This window comes from Micromonospora sp. NBC_01655, assembly GCF_026339755.1.
Lineage (GTDB): Bacteria > Actinomycetota > Actinomycetes > Mycobacteriales > Micromonosporaceae > Micromonospora.
Genome location: NZ_JAPEQF010000001.1, coordinates 6,468,161 through 6,488,969, shown reverse-complemented (window position 1 = coordinate 6,488,969; position 20,809 = coordinate 6,468,161). Strand labels below are relative to the sequence as shown.

General features: G+C 75.3%; 18 protein-coding genes. 12 read left to right on the top strand and 6 right to left on the bottom strand.

Annotation, left to right across the window (positions count from 1 at the left end):
* Nucleotides 1-12 precede the first annotated feature (12 nt).
* The 8 genes from OOK41_RS28570 (at nt 13) to efeB (ending at nt 8,994) form a co-directional block, all read left to right on the top strand.
* On the top strand, nt 13-198 hold the full coding sequence (locus OOK41_RS28570; RefSeq protein WP_117665810.1) for a Trm112 family protein: 186 nt from the start codon (nt 13-15) through the stop codon (nt 196-198).
* The gene (locus tag OOK41_RS28565) at nt 195-1,391 is read left to right on the top strand and encodes an SIS domain-containing protein (protein WP_117665812.1); all 1,197 of its coding nucleotides are present in this window, start codon (nt 195-197) and stop codon (nt 1,389-1,391) included. The genes OOK41_RS28570 and OOK41_RS28565 overlap by 4 nt, the downstream gene beginning before the upstream one ends.
* A 25-nt stretch (nt 1,392-1,416) precedes the next feature.
* Complete coding sequence (locus OOK41_RS28560; RefSeq protein ID WP_266267357.1) at nt 1,417-2,445, top strand: cation diffusion facilitator family transporter; 1,029 nt, start codon at nt 1,417-1,419, stop codon at nt 2,443-2,445.
* A 2-nt stretch (nt 2,446-2,447) separates the two neighbouring features.
* Nucleotides 2,448-3,611: a mannose-6-phosphate isomerase, class I gene (gene manA / locus OOK41_RS28555; protein WP_266267356.1), complete on the top strand. Its 1,164-nt coding sequence runs from the start codon at nt 2,448-2,450 to the stop codon at nt 3,609-3,611.
* Nucleotides 3,612-3,890: 279 nt separating this feature from the next.
* A complete protein-coding gene (gene ahcY, locus OOK41_RS28550; protein ID WP_266267355.1) occupies nt 3,891-5,390 on the top strand; it encodes an adenosylhomocysteinase in 1,500 nt (499 codons plus the stop codon).
* Nucleotides 5,391-5,569: 179 nt separating this feature from the next.
* Nucleotides 5,570-6,514, top strand: a complete 945-nt coding sequence (gene efeU / locus OOK41_RS28545) for an iron uptake transporter permease EfeU (protein WP_266267354.1) — start codon at nt 5,570-5,572, stop codon at nt 6,512-6,514.
* A gap of 20 nt (nt 6,515-6,534) precedes the next feature.
* Entirely contained in the window at nt 6,535-7,668 is a 1,134-nt protein-coding gene (gene efeO, locus OOK41_RS28540; protein WP_266267353.1) for an iron uptake system protein EfeO, read from the top strand.
* 45 nt (nt 7,669-7,713) lie between these two features.
* Nucleotides 7,714-8,994 (top strand): iron uptake transporter deferrochelatase/peroxidase subunit, encoded by a 1,281-nt coding sequence (efeB, locus tag OOK41_RS28535; protein ID WP_266267352.1) that lies wholly within the window; start codon nt 7,714-7,716, stop codon nt 8,992-8,994.
* A 93-nt stretch (nt 8,995-9,087) separates the two neighbouring features.
* On the opposite strand, the gene OOK41_RS28530 is transcribed toward efeB, so the two are convergent.
* Complete coding sequence (locus OOK41_RS28530; RefSeq protein ID WP_266267351.1) at nt 9,088-10,038, bottom strand: RDD family protein; 951 nt, start codon at nt 10,036-10,038, stop codon at nt 9,088-9,090.
* 41 nt (nt 10,039-10,079) lie between these two features.
* On the opposite strand from OOK41_RS28530, the gene OOK41_RS28525 reads away from it, so the two are divergent.
* Nucleotides 10,080-11,090, top strand: a complete 1,011-nt coding sequence (locus tag OOK41_RS28525; protein ID WP_117665827.1) for a stage II sporulation protein M — start codon at nt 10,080-10,082, stop codon at nt 11,088-11,090.
* Here OOK41_RS28525 and OOK41_RS28520 read toward each other — a convergent pair.
* The 5 genes from OOK41_RS28520 to OOK41_RS28500 are packed head-to-tail and all read right to left on the bottom strand — an operon-like array spanning nt 11,068 to nt 16,316.
* Nucleotides 11,068-12,378 carry a DUF58 domain-containing protein gene (locus OOK41_RS28520; protein ID WP_266267350.1) on the bottom strand — a complete coding sequence of 437 codons (1,311 nt, stop codon included), beginning with the start codon at nt 12,376-12,378 and terminating at the stop codon, nt 11,068-11,070. The genes OOK41_RS28525 and OOK41_RS28520 overlap by 23 nt on opposite strands.
* On the bottom strand, nt 12,375-13,367 hold the full coding sequence (locus tag OOK41_RS28515) for a MoxR family ATPase (protein ID WP_117665831.1): 993 nt from the start codon (nt 13,365-13,367) through the stop codon (nt 12,375-12,377). The genes OOK41_RS28520 and OOK41_RS28515 overlap by 4 nt, the downstream gene beginning before the upstream one ends.
* Complete coding sequence (locus OOK41_RS28510; RefSeq protein ID WP_266267349.1) at nt 13,364-14,872, bottom strand: DUF4350 domain-containing protein; 1,509 nt, start codon at nt 14,870-14,872, stop codon at nt 13,364-13,366. The genes OOK41_RS28515 and OOK41_RS28510 overlap by 4 nt, the downstream gene beginning before the upstream one ends.
* A complete protein-coding gene (locus OOK41_RS28505) occupies nt 14,869-15,468 on the bottom strand; it encodes a DUF4129 domain-containing protein (RefSeq protein WP_266267348.1) in 600 nt (199 codons plus the stop codon). The genes OOK41_RS28510 and OOK41_RS28505 overlap by 4 nt, the downstream gene beginning before the upstream one ends.
* Nucleotides 15,465-16,316 (bottom strand): hypothetical protein, encoded by an 852-nt coding sequence (locus tag OOK41_RS28500; RefSeq protein ID WP_117665833.1) that lies wholly within the window; start codon nt 16,314-16,316, stop codon nt 15,465-15,467. The genes OOK41_RS28505 and OOK41_RS28500 overlap by 4 nt, the downstream gene beginning before the upstream one ends.
* A 203-nt stretch (nt 16,317-16,519) precedes the next feature.
* Between OOK41_RS28500 and mtrA the strand changes: the two genes are divergently transcribed.
* From mtrA to OOK41_RS28485, 3 genes are read left to right on the top strand one after another with little or no spacing between them, the layout of a single operon-like run.
* On the top strand, nt 16,520-17,209 hold the full coding sequence (mtrA, locus tag OOK41_RS28495; RefSeq protein WP_117665835.1) for an MtrAB system response regulator MtrA: 690 nt from the start codon (nt 16,520-16,522) through the stop codon (nt 17,207-17,209).
* Nucleotides 17,210-17,222: 13 nt separating this feature from the next.
* Entirely contained in the window at nt 17,223-18,977 is a 1,755-nt protein-coding gene (mtrB, locus tag OOK41_RS28490; RefSeq protein WP_266267347.1) for an MtrAB system histidine kinase MtrB, read from the top strand.
* Entirely contained in the window at nt 18,974-20,785 is a 1,812-nt protein-coding gene (locus tag OOK41_RS28485) for an LpqB family beta-propeller domain-containing protein (RefSeq protein WP_266267346.1), read from the top strand. The genes mtrB and OOK41_RS28485 overlap by 4 nt, the downstream gene beginning before the upstream one ends.
* Nucleotides 20,786-20,809: the final 24 nt, after the last annotated feature.

Here is a 20,809-nt window from a genome sequence, read left to right as displayed (position 1 = left end):
AGGAGCCGCACCGTGGCCCTGGACCCGCAGTTGCTCGAGATCCTCGCCTGTCCGGACACACACCACGCCCCGCTTGACTACGACGCCGGAGCGCAGACGCTGACCTGCACCGAGTGCGGCCGGATCTTCGAGGTGCGCGACGACGTGCCGGTGCTGCTGCTCGACGAGGCGCGCGGCGGACCCGCGCAGCAGCCGTGATGGAGGGAACGGCCGGAGTCAGCGGCCGACGCGACGCCGACGAGTCCCTCCTGGACGACGCGGACGGCCTCGCCGAGCACGACCCGGGCGGCATGCTCCGGTTCACCGCCTCCGCCGGGGCGCAGGTCCGGGAGTCCGCCGCCCTGGCGGCCGAGGCGAACCTGACCGCGCTCGCCGACGACGGACGCCCCCGGGCGGTCGTCATCGCCGGCATCGGCACGGCCGGGCGCACCGGGGACGTGCTGGCCACGGTCGCCGGGCCGCGCTGCCCGGTCCCGGTCATCCCGCACCGCAGCGCCGGCGTGCCCGGTTGGGTGGGCGCCGCCGACGTGGTGATCGCGGTCAGCGCCTCCGGCCGCAGCCCCGAGGCGCTCGGCGCCGCCGAGGCCGCGCACCGCCGGGGTGCCCGGCTGGTCGCCGTCGGCGCCCCCGACTCGCGGTTGCAGTCGGTGGCCGAGCGGGCCCGCGCGCCGTTCATCCCGGTGCCCCGCCGCGCACCGGCCCGGGCCAGCCTCTGGGCGCTCACCGTGCCGGTCCTGCTCGCCGCCCGTACGCTCGGGCTCGTGAAGGTCAACGAGGCGGATCTGGCCGAGACGGCGGCGCGGCTCGACGCGGACGCCGACCGGTGCCGTCCCACGGCCGAGTCGTTCGTCAACCCCGCGAAGTCGCTGGCCCTCGGCCTGGCCGGGTCGATCCCCATCGTCTGGGGCTCGTCGCCGCTGGCCACCGTGGCGGCCCGCCGGTTCGGCGACACCCTGTCGGCCAACGCCCGCTACCCCGTGGTCAGCGGGGCGCTCGGCGAGGCCGGCCGGGGCCGGGTCGGTCTGCTCGACGGCGTGTTCGGCGGCCTTGCCGAGGGGGAGCGGGACATCTTCGCCGACCGGGAGGAGGCCGAGGTCGAGGGCACCCGGCTGCGGCTGGTGCTGCTGCGCGACGGCGGCCTCAACGCCGAGGACGACACCGACGAGCCGTTGGCGGTCGAGGAGCGCCGGGCCGACGCCGTGCAGACCCTCGCCGAGCGGCGTGGGGTGCGCTGCGACGTGGTGACCGCCGAGGGCGGCTCCGCGCTGGAGCGGCTCGCCTCGCTGGTGGCGGTGCCGGACTTCGCCTCCGTCTACCTGGCCCTGGCACACGGACTGGACCCGATGGCGGTTCCGGCCATCACAGAAATGAAGGAGCTGGCGAACCAGTGAGTACGTGCGGCATCGAGGCGGAGAGATGAGCGCCAACGGCGGTACCAAGGCGATCGTCGCGGCCCTGCTGGCCAACGTCGGCATCGCGATCACGAAGTTCATCGCGTTCCTGTTGACCAACTCCTCGTCGATGCTGGCCGAGTCGATCCACTCGGTGGCCGACTCCGGCAACCAGGGCCTGCTGCTGCTCGGCGGCCGGCGGGCCAAGCGCGCCGCCACCCCCGAGCACCCCTTCGGGTACGGCCGGGAGCGCTACATCTACGCGTTCATCGTGTCGATCGTGCTGTTCAGCCTCGGCGGTCTGTTCGCGTTGTACGAGGCGTGGCACAAGGCGGCCGACCCGCACCCGATCAAGAGCTGGCACTGGGTGCCGGTCGTCGTGCTGGTCTCGGCCATCGTGATGGAGAGCTTCTCCTTCCGGACCGCGATCAAGGAGTCCAACCACATCCGGGGCAGCCAGTCCTGGGTGCACTTCATCCGCCGGGCCAAGGCCCCGGAGCTGCCGGTGGTGCTGCTGGAGGATCTCGGCGCGCTGGTCGGTCTGGTGTTCGCGCTGTTCGGCGTGGGGATGACCCTGATCACCGGCGACGGCAGGTGGGACGCGGCCGGCACCGCCATGATCGGCATCCTGCTGGTGGCCATCGCGATCGTCCTGGCGATCGAGACCAAGAGCCTGCTGCTCGGCGAGGGCGCCGAGCCGAAGGACCTGGCCGCGATCGAGCAGGCCGTCACCGGCGGCCCCGAGGTCGAGCGGATCATCCACATGAAGACGCTGTACCTGGGCCCGGAGGAGCTGCTGGTGGCCGCGAAGATCGCGGTCCCGGCGTGCGAGAGCGCCGAGGACCTGGCCCGGGGGATCAACGCCGTCGAGGCGCGGATCCGCGGGGCCGTCCCGATCGCCCGGGTGATCTATCTGGAGCCGGACATCTGGTCGGCCGCCGCCGAGCGGGCGGGCACCGGCGCCGCGGCGCCGACGGCCGTTCCGGACCAGGGGCCCGCCCCCGTACCGTACGCGGCGGAGCCCGCAGCCGGCGAGTCCCGCGCTGGGAGCTGAGCATGGAGCCGTTGTACGGGTCGATTCGGGACTACGCCTGGGGTTCCCGCTCGGCGATCGCCGAGTTGCAGGGCCGCCCGGTGCCCAGCGCCGGGCCGGAGGCCGAGCTGTGGCTGGGCGCCCACCCGGGCGCACCGGCCACGGTGCGGCGCGACGGCGCGGCGGCGAGCCTGGTCGACCTGCTGGCCGCCGAGCCGGGGCGCTGGCTCGGCGACCGGGTGGTCGAGCGGTTCGGCCCCCGGCTGCCGTTCCTGCTCAAGGTGCTCGCCGCGGACGGTCCGCTGAGCCTGCAGGCCCATCCGGACCCGGAGCAGGCCCGCGCCGGGTACGCGGCTGACGCGGCGCGCCCGGCGGCCGAGCGCAACTACGCCGACCCGCACCACAAGCCGGAGTTGCTGGTCGCGCTCTCGCCGTTCGAGGCGCTCTGCGGGTTCCGCGACCCGGCGGAGTCGGCCGCGGCGCTGGCCGCGTTCGGCGTACCGGCGCTGGAGCCGGTGGTGGCGGCGCTGCGTGGCGGCCCAGCGGGGCTGCGGGAGGCCGTCCGGCTGCTGCTGAGCTGGCCGGCGGCGCGGCGGGCCGCCCTGGTGTCGGACGTGCTGGCGGCGCAGGCCGCCGGGCCGGACGCGGAGTTGGCCCGGGCGCTGGCCGCCGACTACCCGGCCGATCCCGGCGTGCTGGTGGCGCTGCTGCTCCACCACGTCTGGCTCGCCCCCGGGGAGGCGATCTGGATGCCGGCCGGCAACCTGCACGCCTACCTGCGAGGCACCGGCGTGGAGATCATGGCGGCCAGCGACAACGTGCTGCGCGGCGGGCTGACCCCGAAGCGGGTGGACGTCGACGAGCTGCTGCGGGTGCTCCGCTTCGAGGTGCTCGACGACCCGGTGGTGGCCCCGGAGCCGGTGTCGGCCGGGGTGGTCCGCTGGCCGGTGCCCGTCGACGACTTCGCGCTGCACCGGGTGCGGCTGGCCGCCGACACCCCGCCGGTCCGGCTCGCGGTGCCGGGCCCCCGGGTGGTGCTCTGCCGGGCCGGGAAGCTGTTGGTCGACGACGGCCGGGGCGGCGTCGTCCTCGCGCCGGGGCAGGCCGCGATCGGCCCGGCCGACGCCGGTCCGCTCGTCCTCGACGGCGAGGGCGAGGCGTACGTGGCCACCGCCGGGCTCGACTGATCCGTCGCCCGTTCCGGGGCGGGTCGCCTCGGCCATCCGACACATATCCGAAATTCCCGGAATAGCTTGACGCGAGTCTGGCGCAGTGTGACTCTATGGGTACGCAGCGTTATCGCGACGAAGGTCCGAGAGCGCGCGGGGAACCAAACCGGGGGGATGCGCGGGGCGGCCGGACAGTGGGCGGAGAGTCCGTTCACGACCGACCGCCCCGTGCGCTGTCCGCCACCGCGCGTAAGGTGGAGGGTCGCGCAGCACTTCGTTCGTTCGACAGGAGCTTCCATGACCAGCACCCTCCCGGCGGCCCCCAGCGGCACGCCGTCCGAGGTCCGGCCGAGCACCCTCGCCGAGGGCGACTACAAGGTGGCGGATCTGTCGCTCGCCGAGTTCGGACGCAAGGAGATCCAGCTCGCCGAGCACGAGATGCCGGGCCTGATGGCGATCCGCCGCGAGTTTGCGCAGGCGCAGCCCCTCGCCGGGGCGCGGATCACCGGCTCGCTGCACATGACCATCCAGACCGCCGTGTTGATCGAGACCCTGGTGGCGCTCGGCGCGCAGGTCCGCTGGGCGTCGTGCAACATCTTCTCCACCCAGGACCACGCCGCCGCCGCGATCGTCGTCGGCCCGGACGGCACCCCCGAGGCTCCGGCCGGCGTCCCGGTCTACGCCTGGAAGGGCGAGAGCCTGGAGGAGTACTGGTGGTGCACCGAGCAGGTGCTGGCCTGGCCGGACGGCCAGGGCCCCAACATGATCCTCGACGACGGCGGTGACGCGACCCTGCTCGTGCACAAGGGCGTCGAGTTCGAGAAGTCCGGCGTCGTCCCGCCGGTCGAGTCCGCCGACTCCGAGGAGTACGCGGTCATCCTGAAGACGCTGCACCGCAGCCTCGCCGAGGACGGCCAGCGCTGGACCCGGATCGCCGCCGGCATCAAGGGCGTGACCGAGGAGACCACCACCGGCGTGCACCGGCTCTACGAGATGCACCGCGCCGGCACCCTGCTCTTCCCGGCCATCAACGTCAACGACTCGGTGACCAAGAGCAAGTTCGACAACAAGTACGGCTGCCGCCACTCGCTGATCGACGGCATCAACCGGGCCACCGACGTGCTGATCGGCGGCAAGATGGCCGTCGTGCTCGGCTACGGCGACGTGGGCAAGGGCTGCGCCGAGTCGCTGCGCGGCCAGGGCGCCCGGGTCGTGGTGACCGAGGTCGACCCGATCTGCGCCCTCCAGGCGGCGATGGACGGCTACCAGGTCTCCACCCTGGACGACGTGGTCGGGCAGGCGGACATCTTCATCACCGCCACCGGCTGCTTCGACGTCATCACCAACGAGCACATGGCCCGGATGAAGCACCAGGCCATCGTCGGCAACATCGGCCACTTCGACAACGAGATCGACATGGCCGGCCTGGCCAAGCGCTCCGACGTCGAGCGGGTGAACATCAAGCCGCAGGTCGACCTGTGGAAGTTCGCCGACGGGCACGCGATCATCGTGCTCTCCGAGGGCCGGCTGCTGAACCTGGGCAACGCCACCGGGCACCCGAGCTTTGTGATGTCGAACTCGTTCGCCAACCAGACGATCGCCCAGATCGAGCTGTTCACCAAGACCGAGGAGTACCCGGTCGGCGTCTACGTGCTGCCCAAGCACCTGGACGAGAAGGTCGCCCGGCTGCACCTGGCCGCGCTCGGCGCGAAGCTGAGCACGCTGACCAAGGAGCAGGCCGCCTACCTGGGCGTCTCGCCGGAGGGCCCGTTCAAGCCGGAGCACTACCGCTACTGATCCGCACGACAGGGACCGGGCCCGCCGCGGCGGCCCGGTCCCTTCGCGTACCGGGCCCGCGGGCGACCGCGCCGCGGACGGGTGATGTCGCCATGAACGACTTGACGAGGTCACGGAACAGGAGGAAGGTATGGCTGCCCTAAGTTAGCTGAGGCATACCTGACGATCACGGAGCCCTGATGTTCGCCACCTACCTGATCGGCCTGCGGGAGGGCCTGGAAGCGACCCTGGTGGTCAGCATCCTGGTCGCCTTCCTCGTGAAGTCGCAGCGTCGGGACCGGCTCCCCCAGGTGTGGGCGGGCGTCGGCCTCGCGGTGGCCCTCTCGGTGCTCTTCGGCTGGCTGATCGAGTACACCTCGACCTCGCTGCTGGCCCGCTCCGAGGACCGGGAGCTGTTCGAGGCGGTCACCTCGGTCGCGGCCGTCGTCTTCGTCACCTGGATGATCTTCTGGATGCGCCGGGCCGCCCGGACGATCGCCGGCGAGCTGCGCGGCCGGTTGAGCGAGGCGCTCGCGGTCGGCTCCGTCGCGGTGGCCGGGATGGCCTTCCTCGCGGTGATCCGGGAGGGCCTGGAGACCGCCCTCATCTTCTACTCCGCCGCCCAGGGCGCGGCCGGGGACAGCGGGCCGCTGCTGGCCCTGATCGGCGGCATCGCCAGCGCGGTGGCCATCGGCGTGGGCCTCTACTTCAGCGCTCTGAAGATCAACCTGTCCACGTTCTTCACCTGGACCGGCGCCCTGCTGATCCTGGTCGCCGCCGGCATCCTCAAGTACGGCGTGCACGACTTCCAGGAGGCCGGCGTGCTGCCCGGCCTGAACGACCTGGCCTTCGACATCACCTCGGTCCTCGACCCGACCACCTGGTACGCGGCCCTGCTCGCCGGGATGTTCAACATCACCCCCGCGCCGAGCGTGCTGGAGACGGCCGCCTGGGTCGCGTACGCCCTGCCGGTGCTGCTGCTCTTCCTGCGCCGCCCCGCCGCCCTGGCCCGAACCGCCGCGAACGCCGCCGAGCGGCCCGCGCACACCGAGCCGGCCGCGTCCCCCGGCCCGGCGGTCCACACCGGCACCGGCTCTTCCACCACCAGCGGAACCGGGCCGGCGACCGCGTCGCCGCGCGCCTGACCTCACGAGGAGAACCCCCGATGCGTATCACCCGCTTCATGGCGCTCGCCGCGGCCGGAGTGCTGGCCACCACCGGCGTCGCCGCCTGTGGCGGCACGGAGAAGGACGCCGAGGCCGGCGACGGGGGCCCGATCGCCGTCAAGGCGACCGACACCGCCTGTGAGGTCGGCCGGACCGAGCTGCCCGCCGGCCAGACCTCCTTCAAGGTGACCAACTCCGGTGCCAAGGTCACCGAGTTCTACGTCTACGCGGCCGGGGACCGGGTGATGGGCGAGGTGGAGAACATCGCCCCCGGGCTGAGCCGCGAGCTGCGCGTCGAGCTGCCCGCCGGGACGTACGAGACGGCCTGCAAGCCCGGGATGATCGGCAAGGGCATCCGGGGAGCGCTGAAGGTCAGCGGCACGGCCGCGACCGTCGCCCCCGACGCCGCGCTGGCCGAGGCCACCGCGAGCTACCAGCGGTACGTCAACAGCCAGACCGCCGCCCTGCTGACCAGGACCGAGGAGTTCGTGGCCGCGGTCAAGGCCGGCGACGTGGCGAAGGCCAAGGCGCTGTACCCGGTGGCCCGCACCTACTGGGAGCGGATCGAGCCGGTCGCCGAGAGCTTCGGCGACCTCGACCCGAAGATCGACGGCCGCGAGGAGGTCGTCGAGGAGGGCATGGAGTTCACCGGCTTCCACCGCATCGAGAAGGACCTGTGGACCACCGGCGACATCAGTAAGGACGGCCCGATCGCGGACCAGCTCCTCACCGACGTCAAGGCGATCGTGGCCAAGGCCAACGCCGAGAAGCTCACCCCGCTCCAGCTCGCCAACGGCGCGAAGGCGCTGCTCGACGAGGTCGCCAGCGGCAAGATCACCGGCGAGGAGGAGCGCTACTCGCACACCGACCTCTGGGACTTCAACGCCAACCTGGAGGGCTCGAAGGCCGCGATCGCGGCGCTCCGCCCGGCCCTGGAGCAGCGCTCCCCGGAGCTGGTCGCCCAGCTCGACAAGGAGTTCGCCAACGTGGAGGCGGCGCTCGGCAAGCACCGCGACGGCGACGGCTGGAAGCTGCACACCGCGCTGGGCAAGGCCGAGCTGAAGGAACTGTCGGACAGCATCAACGCGCTGGCCGAGCCGATCAGCAAGGTCGCCGCGGTCGTCGCCCGATGACCGGCCGCCCGGGTGGGCGCAGCGAGAGCACGGGAGGGTGACGGCATGAGCGGGAACCGGGTGTCCCGGCGGCGGGCGATCACGATCGCCGGCGCCGGGGTCGCCGGGGTGGCCGGCGTCGCCGCCGGGGCCGGCGCGTTGGTCCGGGGCGGGGGCGAGCAGGCCGCCGCCGACCAGGGCGCGGCGGCCGGCGCGGTGCCGTTCCACGGCGAGCACCAGGCGGGCATCACCACCCCGGCCCAGGACCGGCTGCACTTCGTCGCGTTCGACGTCGTCACCAAGGACCGGGACCGGCTCGTCGCGCTGCTCCAGGAGTGGACGGCCGCCGCCGCCCGGATGACCACCGGGAAGGACGCCGGGGTGATCGGCGCGGTCGGCGGCGTCCCCGAGGCCCCGCCGGACGACACCGGCGAGGCCCTCGGGCTGCCCCCGTCGCAGCTCACCCTCACCATCGGCTTCGGCCCGACGCTGTTCCGCGACGCCCAGGGCCGGGACCGGTTCGGCATCGCCGACCGGCGGCCCGCCGCGCTGGCCGAGCTGCCGCACTTCGCCGGCGACGCGCTCCGGCCGGAGCTGTCCGGCGGGGACCTCTGCGTCCAGGCCTGCGCCAACGACCCCCAGGTGGCGGTGCACGCCATCCGGAACCTGGCCCGGATCGGGATGGGCGTGGTGAGCGTCCGGTGGTCGCAGCTCGGCTTCGGGCGCACCTCGTCGACCTCCCGGGGGCAGGCCACCCCGCGCAACCTGTTCGGCTTCAAGGACGGCACCGCCAACCTCAAGGCCGAGGACGCCGGGCTGCTGCGCGAGCAGCTCTGGGCCCAGCCGGGCGACGGGCCGGACTGGATGACCGGCGGGTCGTACCTGGTCACCCGCAAGATCCGGATGCTGGTCGAGACCTGGGACCGCAGCTCCCTGGTCGAGCAGGAGCAGATCGTCGGCCGCACCAAGGGCAGCGGCGCGCCGCTGGGCAGGGGCGACGAGTTCGACGAGCCCGACCTCGCCGCGAAGGGCGACGACGGCCAGCCGCTGATCGCCGAGACCGCGCACGTCCGGCTCGCCCACCCGAGCCAGCACGACGGCGCGCGCCTGCTGCGCCGGGGCTACAACTTCGTGGACGGCTCGGACGGACTGGGCCGGCTCGACGCCGGGCTGTTCTTCATCGCCTACCAGCGGGACCCGCGCAGGCAGTTCGTGCCGATCCAGACCCGGCTGGCCCGCAACGACGCGATGAACGAGTACCTGCGGCACGTCTCCAGCGGCATCTTCGCCTGCCCGCCCGGGGTACGCGACGGCGGCGACCACTGGGGCCGCACGCTCTTCGGCTGAGCCGCCCGGCCGGCACCGGCACCGGCGACGGCGACCGGCCGGCGTCGGCGCGGCGTCGGGCCCACCGGACCGCGCGGGCCGCGTACCGGCGGGTCAGTCGCCGGGCCCGGTGACCGGGACGGCCGCGCGCAGCCCACCCCCGGCCGGTGCCGGGGCCAGCTCCGGCCACAGTGTCGCGGCGCGGGCCCGGGCCCGGTGCAGCCGGTGGGTCGCCCGGCGGTGCCGCTCGGCCAGCACCGTGGCCAGGCACATCCCCACCGGTACGCCGGCCGGCGGCGGCGGGGTCGTCACGGCGGCCACCTCCGTCCAGAGCGCCCCGGCCAGCCGGGACCGGGCCGGCTCGGCGAACCGGTGCTCCCGGGTGACGTACTGCCGGACGGCCAGCGCGAGGTCGTCGTCGAGCCGGGTGAGGTCCAGCGCGTACGCCCAGCCGGCCAGCGCCGGGGTCAGCAACGGGGCGGGCCGCCAGGCTGCGGCGACTCGGGTGTGCACCACCATCGTGCCGGCCACCAGGTCGCCGAGCCGCCGGCCGCGTCGGTCGGTGAGCATCACCGCCACGCTCGCCACCCAGCTCAGCAGGGGCAGCACCAGGCCGGGCCACTCCACGGCCACCCCGACCAGCGCCCGGGTCAGCGACTGCCGCAGCCCCACCGGCCCGCCGTCGGCCCGGACCACCCGCAGCCCGACGACCAGCTTGCCGGGCGTACGGCCGCCGGCGAACCGCTCCCACAGCGTCGGGTAGCCGACCAGCACCAGGACCGCCCCGACGGTCTGCAACGCGCCGCTCAGCGCGGCGTCCGCGAGCCCGGCGGGAAGCGCGGCGACCGCCGCCGACAGGCAGACCACCAGGAACACCGCGATCCCGGCCTGCGCCACCAGGTCGAGCAGCAGCGCCAGCACCCGGGAGCCGATCCGGGCGGCCCGGACGTCCAGCGCCACGGCCTCGCCGCTGACCAGGTCGGCGTCGGCGCCGGACGGGCCGGTGACCGCCGGGCCGGCGACCGCTGGGCCGGCGGCGACCGGTGCCGGTGGTTGCGCGCTCACCAGCACAGTGAACACTATGGTCGCCGGACGGGGGAGGGCCTGTGGATCTCGACGCGTACGTGGGCGAGCACCGGGGCGAGTGGCGGCGGCTGGCGGAGCTGTCCGGCCGGCGGCGGCTCTCCGCCGCCGAGGCCGACGAGCTGGTGGCGCTCTACCAGCGGGCCGCCACCCACCTGTCGGTGCTGCGCAGCCGTTCGCCCGAACCGGGGCTCGTCGCCGAGCTGTCCCAGCTCGTCCTGCGGGCCCGGGGCCGGATCACCGGCCGGCCCCGTCCGTCGTGGGCCGCCGTCGGGCGGTTCCTGCTGGTCGGCTTCCCCGGGGCGGTCTACCGGGCCTGGCCGTGGTGGTGCGCGGTGGCGACCGCCTTCAGCCTGCTCAGCGGCTTCCTCATCTGGTACGTCGCCGGGCACCCGGACACCGCCGCCGCGTTCGTCGGCGAGGAGGCCGCCGCCGAGTTGGTCCGTTCCGGGTTCGCCGGCTACTACACCGAGTTCTCCGCGCCGACCTTCGCCTTCCACCTGTGGACGCACAACGCCTGGCTGGCCGCCCAGTGCCTCGCCGCCGGGGTGCTGGTCGTGCCGGTGCTCTGGCTGCTCTGGCAGAACGCGCTCAACCTCGGGGTGGTCGGTGGGGTGATGGTCTCCTACGGCCGGGCCGACGTGTTCTTCGGCCTGATCACCCCGCACGGTCTGCTGGAGCTCACCGGGGTCTTCGTGGCCGCCGGGGTCGGCCTGCGCACCGCGTGGGCGTGGATCGCGCCGCCGCCCCGGCTGACTCGGGGCCGGGCGGTGGCCGAGGCCGGCCGTTCCGCCGTTTTGGTCGCACTGGGCCTGGTCGGCGTGTTCGCGGTCTCCGCCGGCCTGGAGGCGTTCGTCACCCCCGCCCCGCTGCCGGCCGCGCTCCGCGTCGGCGCCGGCGCGACGGTCTGGCTCGCCTTCCTGGCGTACGTCGTCCTGCTCGGCCGGCGCGCGGCCGGCGGGAGCCGGGTCCGGCCGGGTACCGCCGGGTCCACGGTCGACGCCCCCGGGCTCAGAGCCGGCCGAGGGACTTGAGGCGGAGGTAGGCGTCGGCCACCGCGGGGGCCAGCCGGTCCGCCGGGGCGTCCAGCACCGTGACGCCGTGCCGGCTCAGGACGGCGCGCAGGCGGTCCCGTTCGGCCAGGGCGCGCCAGGCCGCCGCGGCGGCGTACGCGTCGGCGGGCCGGCCCGGCACGGCGGCGGTGAGCGCCGTGAGCACGGGGTCGTGGGCCGCGGCGACGATCACCTGGTGCCGGGCGGCCAGCCGGGGCAGCACCGGCAGCAGCCCCTCGCCGAGCGCCCCGGCCTCCAGCGCGGTGAACAGCACCACCAGGCTGCGCCTCCGCTCCCGGCGCAGCACCTCGCCGGCGATCAGCGCGAAGTCGGTCTCCACCAGCGCCGGCTGGAGCGGGGCGACCGCGTCCACCAGCCGGGCCAGCAGCGCCGGCCGGCCCGCGCCCCTCACCGCGGCCCGGACCACGGCGTCGGCCGCGATCAGGTCCACCCGGTCGCCGGCGCGAGCGGCCAGCGCGGTGAGCAGCAGCGCGGCGTCGAGGAAGGTGTCCAGCCGGGGCTCGTCGCCGATCCGCGCCGCCGAGGTCCGCCCGGTGTCGAGGACGCAGACCAGCCGCCGGTCCCGCTCCGGGCGCCAGGTGCGCACCAGCACGTCGGAGCGGCGGGCGCTGGCCCGCCAGTCGATCGAGCGGACGTCGTCGCCGACGACGTACTCGCGCAGCGCGTCGAACTCGGTGCCCTCGCCCCGGCCCCGGGTCACCTGGGTGCCGTCGATCACCCGGAGCCGGGCCAGCTTCTCCGGCAGGTGCCGGCGGGAGTCGAAGCGGGGCAGCACCCGCAGCGTCCACGCCGGGGTGGCGGGGTGCCCGGCGCGCTGCCGGAACGCCAGCCGCAGCGGCCCGTACGAGCGGACGGTCAGCGCGACCGCCGGCCGGTCCCCGCGCCGCGACGGGGTGAGCCGGGTCGGCAGGTCGACGCTCGTCCCCGGGGCCACCCGGACCACCCGCCCCGGCGGCACGTCCGGCCGCGCTCCGGCCGACGGCACCCACTCGTCCCGGACCCGGGCGCGCAGCGTACGGGGCGAGGCGTTGGCCAGCCGCAGGGTGACGGTCGCGGTGCCGCCGAGCCGGACCCGCCGGTCCCCGCCCCGGTCGGCCGCGACCCCGGCCGGCGGCGCGGCCAGCGCCCAGTCGACGGCGGCCAGCGCCAGCACGGCCACGGTCATCAGCGCCACCCCGACGAACGGCGCCGGCCACAGCGGCAGGGTGACCGCGCCCGCCGCCAGCAGCGCCGCCGCCCGCCAGGTCATCGGGGCGTCGGCACGGTGGCCAGCACCGTGTCCAGCACCGCGTCCACCCCGACCCCCTCCAACTCCACCTCCGGGCGCAGCCGCAGCCGGTGCCGCAGGGTGGGGCGGGCGACGGCCTTCACGTCGTCGGGCGTGACGTGGTCCCGACCGGCCAGCCAGGCCCACGCCTTCGCGGTGCCGAGCAGGGCGGTCGCGCCCCGGGGGGAGGCGCCCAGCTCCAGCGCCGGCACAGCCCGGGTGCCCCGGCACAGGTCCACGACGTAGCCGAGCACCGGGTCGGCCACGTGCACCCGGCCGACCGCCGCCCGGGCGGCGGCCAGGTCGTCGGCGGTGGCCACCGGACGTACGCCGGCGGCGGCCAGGTCGCGCGGGTCGAACCCGGCGTGGTGGGCCCGGAGCACCCCCAGCTCCTCGTCCCGGCTGGGCAGCGGCACGGTGAGCTTGAGCAGGAACCGGTCGAGCTGCGCCTCCGGCAGCGGGTAGGTGCCCTCGTGCTCGACGGGGTTCTGGGTGGCGGCCACGATGAACGGGTCGGGCAGCGCCCGCCGCTCGCCCTCCACCGAGACCTGCCGCTCCTCCATCACCTCCAGCAGGGCGGACTGGGTCTTCGGCGGGGTCCGGTTGATCTCGTCGGCGAGCAGCAGGTTGGTGAAGACCGGCCCCTCGCGGAAGGTGAACGCGGCGGTGCGCGGGTCGAAGATCAGCGACCCGGTGACGTCGCCGGGCATCAGGTCCGGGGTGAACTGCACCCGCTTGCTGGTCAGGTCGAGGGCGGCGGCGACGGTCCGGACCAGCAGCGTCTTGGCCACCCCCGGCACCCCCTCCAGCAGCACGTGCCCCCGGCAGAGCAGGGCGAGCACCAGGCCGGTGACCACCCCGTCCTGCCCGACGACCGCCTTGGCCACCTCGGCGCGCAGCCGGTGCAGGGCGGCGCGGGCGTCGTCCGGGCCGGCGGTCGGCGGCTCGGTGGTTCCGGCGGGTCGGGTCACCGGGGGTCCTCCTTCGGCGGGGCGGGGCGGGGGCGGGGGACGGCCGCCGGCCGGTCGGGGCCGGGCGGGTCGGCCGGTGGGCCGGCGTCGGCCGGGCCCGGTGGGCGTCCACCGGCGTGCGCCGGCGGGTGCCCGTGCGGTCCGGCGTCCGCCGGGGCCGGGTCGGGCGTTCCCGCGACGGTTCGGGTCAGCCGGTCCAGCGAGCGGGCCAGGTCCAGCAGCTCGCGGTCGCTGCTCGGCTCGTCGCCGTACAGCAGGTCGTGGACCTGTGCGGCGGTGCCGCCGGCCCGCGCGGCGACGGCGGCGGCCACCGCGTCGGCGGGCGGGTCGGCGGGCAGGTTGAGCCGGGGCAGCAGCCGGGCCAGTGCGGCGGCGCGCAGCGTGTCGGCGGCCGGGCCCCGAGCGCGGGCCCGTTGGTAGAGCCGGGCCCGGCCGAGCACCGTCTCGGCCGAGCGGACGGCCACCGGCAGCGGCTCGGACACCGGGGGGCCGAGCCGGCGGGCCCGCCAGAGCACCAGCAGCAGCGCGGCCAGGGCGAGCTGTGCCAGCAGGGCCCAGAACCAGGCGGGGAAGGCCGCCCAGAGCGGGTTGGGCGGGGACGGGCCGTCGGCGGCGGCGCCCTCGTCGCCACGGTCCTCGCCGGGCGTGCCCGGTTCGTCGTCGCCGGTCCCGCCGCCGGGGCCCTCGGGATTGGCCGGCCGGCTCGGCCCGTCGGTGCCGCCGGGGTCCGGTGGCGGCGGGGCGGGGCCGTCCAGGTCGAGCCAGACCACCCGGCCGGTCGTGCCGAGCAGGCCGGTGGCCAGCTCCCGGTTGCCCCGTTCGCCGATCCGGTCGTTGCGGAACGGGTCGCTGGCCCCGATCACCACGGTCTCGGTCGCCCAGGGCACCCGGGCCAGCCCGGCGGCGTAGCAGCGGTCCACGGTCGCCCCGGACCGGTCGGGCGGGACGGCGTAGCGCTGCCGCTCGGCGGCGGCGACCCCGGCGCGGGCCACCTCGGGCAGCGCGCAGGGCCGCCCGTCGGCGTCGGGGCCGACCGCCCGGGTGGCCCACCGCCGGCCGGCGGGGACCAGGGGCAGGCCGGTGGCCTCCAGCACCTGCCGGGGCGGGTCGACCAGCACGAGCCGGATCCGGCCGGGCAGGTCGCGCAGCGCGCCGAGGGTGTCCGGATGCAGCAGCCCCGGCGCGGGCACGAAGAGCGTCGCCCGCCCGGCGGTGGCCAGCACCGCCCGCAGCGGGTCGGTCTCCCGCTGCACGACGACGCCCCGGTCGCGCAGCGCGGCGGCGAGCCGGCTGCCGCCGTCCGCGTCGGTGGCGACCGGGGAGAGGAAGCCCGGCTCGGTGGGGTCGGGCTGGTCCACGGCATGGGTGAGCACGGTGATCGTGATCAGCAGCGCGGCCAGTCCCAGCGGGATCGCCAGCCGGTGCCAGCGGCGCGGTGCGGCGGCGGATGCCGGTGGGGCGGGCGCCGCGTCGGCGGGCCCGGCGCGGTACGGCGCGGCGGTCATGCCCGCTCACCGCCCCGCGGGGCCGGAGCCGTCAGGACAAGGTGCAGGTCCGCGGCCAACTCCCGCATCCGGTGGTCGTGCTCGGCGGCGGCCGGGCGCTGGGCGTACCAGAGGTCGGAGAAGATCCCGGCCGCGGCGGCGAGCGGCGGGCCGACCGGGGGCCGGCGCGCCGTGGCGGCTGCGGTCAGCTCCGCGACCGTCATCCCCGGGCGCTGCTCCACCACCCGCCGGGCCACCAGTTCGCCGAGCATGCCGCGCAGCCGCTCCCGGACCGCCTCGGCGTAGCGGCCCTGCGCCGCCAGCCGGTCGGCCAGGGGACCGGCGTCCGCCGGGGCGGCGTCCGGTGCGGGCACCGGCGCTCCGGCGGTGGCCGGCCCGGTGCCCCGGCGCCGGCGGACCCGGGGCGGCCGGGACCGGCGGCGCCGGGGCAACCGGAGCCGGAGTCGGGGCAGCCGGCGGGGCACCCAGGCCGGGTGGTGGTACCAGCCGAGCGCGGCCAGCCCGGCGGTCAGCAGCAGGAGCAGCGCGGCCAGCGGCAGCGGCAGGTGGTCGCCCAGCGCGGCCGTGGTCTCGGTCCACCACCGGCTCAGGCTCACCGGTCGGCCGCCAGCAGCGCCGGCTCGCCGTGGCCCGCCGGGGCCCGGGAGAGCCGGATGTCCAGCCCCTCGGTGCGGATCCGGCCCTCCAGGTGCAGGACCGCGTCGAGGCAGGCCAGCGCCGGGTAGGCGACGCCGTTCACGCCGGCCCAGATCGCGCCGGACACCGGCACCGCCCAGGCCGGGTCGGTGAGGTCCACGAGGCCCAGCTCGCGTAGCCCGTAGAAGACGCCCAGGCCCAGCCCGACCCGGACGATCCACCAGGCCAGGTAGCCGAGGAGGCGGACGGCGGCGGCCCGGCAGCCGGCGCGCAGCGCGAGGACGGCCGCGCGCAGCGGTGCCCGGGCGGCGGCGACCCGGTCCACGACCAGCGCCGACGCGACCGAACCCAGCAGCGCCCAGGCGACCACCCAGCCCGGCCCGAGCAGGGCCGCCACGAGCACTACCGCGCCGACCCCGGCGGCCAGCAGCGCGGTCGCCCACGGCCGGGCGCCGGCGGGCCGGAGCAGCTCGCCAGGGCCGGCGGTACGGCCCAGCAGCGCCGCCCCGGCGGCCCGGGCGGCCGGGTTGCCGAGCAGCAGGACGATCACCGCCTCGGTGGCCGCTCCCACCGCCAGCAGCCCCCAGGACGGGACGAGGTGTCCGAGCTGGAACGCGAAGCCGGGTGGCCGGGCCCCGGCGGCGACCCGCAGCGGGTGCAGCAGGAACTGCTCGGCGGCGGCGAGGACGAGCGCGGCCGGGATCAGCACCCGGGCGTGCCGGCGCAGCAGCAGGACGGCGGAGTCGAGCAGCTCCCCGACGGTCAGCGGCCGGCGCGGGAGCACGGCGGTCGGGCCGACGTCTGGCACGCGTACTCCCCGGGGACGGCTGGCGATGGCCGGGGCTCGGCGGCACCGGCACCGGTCATGGTGACACGAGCCCGCGCGCTGGACGTGCGGTGGACGGCCAACCGGCAGTACCGTGCCGGGTGACGCCGATCCCGGCGACCCGCCGCCGCTGTCAAGGTGACGCCGGTCCCACCGAGACGAAGGGGGATGGAAGTATAAATCCCATGAGAGCCCGGGTACTGGTGGTCGACGACGACCCCGCGCTCGCCGAGATGCTCGGCATCGTCCTGCGCAGCGAGGGCTTCCTGCCCTCGTTCGTCGCCGACGGGGAACGGGCGCTGGCCGCGTTCCGGGAGAACCGGCCCGACATCGTCCTGCTCGACCTGATGCTGCCCGGAATGAGCGGTATCGACGTGGCCCGGGCGATCCGCGGCGAGTCCGGCGTGCCGATCGTGATGCTCACGGCCAAGAGCGACACCGTCGACGTGGTGCTCGGGCTGGAGTCCGGCGCCGACGACTACGTGGTGAAGCCGTTCAAGCCCAAGGAACTGGTGGCCCGGATGCGGGCCCGGCTGCGCCGGGGTGAGGACGTGGCGCCGGAGATGCTGACCATCGGGCCGCCCGGCAACCAGATCAGCATCGACGTGCCGGCGCACACCGTCAGCCGCAACGGCGAGGAGGTGAAGCTGACGCCGCTGGAGTTCGACCTGCTGGTCGCGCTCGCCCGCAAGCCGCGTCAGGTGTTCACCCGGGAGGTGCTGCTGGAGCAGGTCTGGGGATACCGGCACGCCGCCGACACCCGGCTGGTCAACGTGCACGTGCAGCGGCTACGGGCCAAGATCGAGCCGGACCCGGAGCGACCGGAAATCATCCTCACCGTCCGGGGCGTGGGCTACAAGGCCGGCACCGGATAGCCTTGGTCGCACTGTGACCACCTCCCCGACGTCCGGTCCCGCACCCACGGTCACCCGCCGGCCACGCGCCGGGCGGGAGCTGTGGCGCGTGCTGGCCGGGCGGGTGGCCCGGCTGGCGGGCGCCCTGCACCACGCCTGGCGCCGCTCGTTGCAGGTCCGGGTGGTGACCATCACGCTGGTCACCTCCAGCCTGCTCGTCGGCGGGTTCGCGTACCTGATCGCCGACAAGATCACCAACATCCTGGTGGAGAACGCCGAGACCGACGTCCGGCTCCGGCTCAACAGCGGCAGCGACTACGCGGCGAAGCAGTTCAGCCTCTACAGCCAGGCGCAGGAGGCCCAGCTCCAGGACACCATCGACGGCACGGTCAACTACCTGGCCGGCGGGGACCCGCAGCAGACCAGCGGGGTGGTGGTCGGGATCATCGCCGACGAGTACACCGGCATCATCGAGCCGCGCTTCTCCCCGGACGTGGAGGTCGGCCCGCTGATCAGCCGGGAGCTGCGGGCCACGGTCGCCGGGGGCAACATCGCCAGCCAGATCCGCACCGGCCGGCTGGCCGCCGGCCCCACGAAGTACCTGGTGTACGGCTCGCCGGTGCCGACCCGCTTCGGCCAGGTGGAGTTGTACTACCTGGTGCCGCTGACCCGCCAGGCCGCCACGGCGGCGGACGCCCGGGCCACCGTGGTGGCCACCGGGGCGGCGCTGGTGCTCCTGCTCGGCCTGCTCGCCGCCCTGGTCACCCGGCTGGTGGTGACGCCGGTGCGGGTGGCCGCCCGGACGGCCCAGCGGCTCTCCGCCGGCCTGCTCGACCAGCGGATGGTGGTCAACGGGGAGGACGACCTGGCCCTGCTGGCCGCGTCGTTCAACCAGATGGCCACCAACCTGCAACGGCAGATCCTCCGGCTGGAGGAGATGTCCCGGTTGCAGCGCCGCTTCACCTCCGACGTCTCCCACGAGCTGCGCACCCCGCTGACCACGGTCCGGATGGCCGCCGACCTGATCTTCGCCGAGCGGGACGAGTTCGACCCGGCGGTGGCCCGCAGCGCCGAGCTGCTCCAGGCCGAGCTGGACCGGTTCGAGGAGCTGCTCACCGACCTGCTGGAGATCAGCCGCTTCGACGCCGGGTTCGCCATGCTGGACGCCGAGCCGACCGACCTGGTGCCGGTGGTGCACCGGGTCGCCGACCGGCTGGCCGGGCTGGCCGAGCGGGTCGGGGTGGCCATCGAGCTGGACGTGCCCGAAGCCCCGGTGATCGCCGAGGTGGACCCGCGCCGGGTCGAGCGGGTGCTGCGCAACCTGGTCGGCAACGCCGTCGAGCACGGCGAGGCCAAGCCCGTCCTGATCACGCTCGGGCACGACCAGACGGCGGTCGCGATCACCGTGCGGGACCACGGTGTGGGGCTCAAGCCGGGCGAGGAGAAGCTGGTCTTCAACCGGTTCTGGCGGGCCGACCCGTCCCGGGCCCGACAGACCGGGGGCACCGGTCTCGGCCTGTCCATCAGCCTGGAGGACGCCCGACTGCACGGCGGCTGGCTGGAGGCGTGGGGCGCGCCGGGCCAGGGCGCCCAGTTCCGGCTCACCCTGCCGGCCCGGGCCGGCGACCGGCTGACCACGTCCCCGCTGCGGCTGGTCCCCGGCGACGCGGCCCTGCCGTTCGGCGGCCCCCGGGACGGCGGGCTGCTCGCCATCGGCCCCGGCACCGGGGGCGCGCTGGCCGTCGGTCCAGCCCCGGCGACCGGCGACCGCGCGGAGGTGGGGTCGTGACGCCGCGCCGGGGGCTCGCCGGGTCCCTCGCGGGGCTGCTCCTGCTCGCCGGGATCGCCGGCTGCGGCATCCCCGAGGAGTCCGAGGTCAGGGTCGACGGGCAGGTGACCGCCGCCCGGTCCGGCTCGTCGAGTTACCGCCGGGACGAGCCGCCGGGCCCCACGGCCAGCGGCACCGACCGCAGTGCCTTCGTCACGAACTTCCTCTCCGCCGCCGCCGGTGAGGCGGACCGGGCCTACTACCGGGTCAAGCAGTTCGTCGCCCCGGACGGGCGCAGCCGGATCCAGGAGAAGCAGCCCAGCGAGGTGGCTCTCACCGTGGTGCGACTGCGCGAGACGCCGGTGATCACCGAGACCACCGACGGCATCAAGGTCACCCTCCGGGTGCAGCAGATCGGCCTGCTACGCGCCGACGGCACGCTGGTGCCGCCGGTGGCCACCGACACCGAGTACCGGTTCAAGCTGAGCGCCGCCCAGGAGGACAAGCCGGACGCCGGCTGGTTCGTCAAGGACCCCCCGCCGAACGTGCTGCTGCTCAGCGACGACGCGCTGCGGCAGTACTACCAGACCCACACCGTCTACTTCTGGAACACCGACCGCACCCGGCTGGTGCCCGACCAGCGCTACCTGCCCTTGGCCGTGCCCGACGAGCGGCGGGTCACCGAGGTGGTGAAGTGGCTGACGGCCGGGCCGTCGGAGTGGCTGGGGTCGGGGACGAGCCGGCTGCCGGACGGCACCCGCCTGATCAACAACGCGACCGAGTCGGACGGGCAGTGGGAGGTCAACCTCGACATGCCCGTCGACGCGGACGACAAGCGGATCGAGCAGCTCATCGACCAGCTCGCCTGGTCGCTGCCGGAGTTGGACGGCCAACTGGAGCTGAAGATCCACAACCAGTCCCGGAAGAAGGTGCCCGACCTCGCCGCGCACCGCCGGGCGAATCCGGCGTACCCGATCACCGACGACCCGCAGCGGTTCTGCGTCTACGACGGGGCGGTCCACCCGCTCGCCCTCGCCGGTGAGGCGAGCGGCCAGGTGCCGGTCGCGGCGGCGTACAACAAGGGCGTCGTGTCGGCCGGGTTCAGCCGCTCCGGCGACGCGGTGCTGGCGGCCCTGGTGACGACCGGGGCGGACCAGCGGCAGCGGCTCACGGTCGGTGCCGGTGCGGTGCCGGTGAGCATCTTCCAGCGCAGCCCCCAGTCGTACGCCTCCATGGGGCGGCCGGTCTGGCTGCGTTCGCTCGACCCGGAACGCCCGCAGGGGCTGGTGGTGGCCGACGGCCGGCTCTACCGCTTCGACGGGAACGCCCAGTTGCGGGTGGTGCCGCTGACCGTCGAGGGCGGGGTGACGGCGGTGGCCGCCTCGCTGGACGGGCACCGGATCGCGGCGATCGTCGGAGGCGGCCTGTACGTCGCGGCGGTCAACCTGAACGGCGGTGTGGTCTCCGTGGGCCCGGCCCGCCGGCTGGTCACCTCGCTGACCGATCTCTCCGCGGTCGACTGGGCGACGGAGAACAGCTTGGACCTGGCCGGGTCGGTGGGACGGCCGGCGGTCTACCAGATCAGCGTGGACGGTGCCCTGGAAACGGCGCTGCGCAACGACGTCGGTGCCCGGGTGACCCACCTGTCGACGTACCCGCTGAACCCGGTGGTGCCGTTCTCCAGCGGGAACCTGATGTACGAGGCGAACGGGGTGGCGTACCGGAACAACCCGTTCGACACCATCAAGCGGGACCAGGTGCTGGAGGTGACCCCGCCGCCGGCCGGGGTGCGGGCCGGCAACCCGACCGCCCCGTTCTTCCTCTACTGAGTGGGCGCGGTGGGCGGCGTGCTC

Coding starts and splice junctions, on each gene's coding strand:
- OOK41_RS28560 (WP_266267357.1), top strand. CDS start 1,417: ATGAGCGCCAACGGCGGTACCAAGGCGATCGTCGCGGCCCTGCTGGCC.
- manA (WP_266267356.1), top strand. CDS start 2,448: ATGGAGCCGTTGTACGGGTCGATTCGGGACTACGCCTGGGGTTCCCGC.
- ahcY (WP_266267355.1), top strand. CDS start 3,891: ATGACCAGCACCCTCCCGGCGGCCCCCAGCGGCACGCCGTCCGAGGTC.
- efeU (WP_266267354.1), top strand. CDS start 5,570: ATGTTCGCCACCTACCTGATCGGCCTGCGGGAGGGCCTGGAAGCGACC.
- efeO (WP_266267353.1), top strand. CDS start 6,535: ATGCGTATCACCCGCTTCATGGCGCTCGCCGCGGCCGGAGTGCTGGCC.
- efeB (WP_266267352.1), top strand. CDS start 7,714: ATGAGCGGGAACCGGGTGTCCCGGCGGCGGGCGATCACGATCGCCGGC.
- OOK41_RS28520 (WP_266267350.1), bottom strand. CDS start 12,378: ATGACCTGGCGGGCGGCGGCGCTGCTGGCGGCGGGCGCGGTCACCCTG.
- OOK41_RS28510 (WP_266267349.1), bottom strand. CDS start 14,872: ATGACCGCCGCGCCGTACCGCGCCGGGCCCGCCGACGCGGCGCCCGCC.
- mtrA (WP_117665835.1), top strand. CDS start 16,520: ATGAGAGCCCGGGTACTGGTGGTCGACGACGACCCCGCGCTCGCCGAG.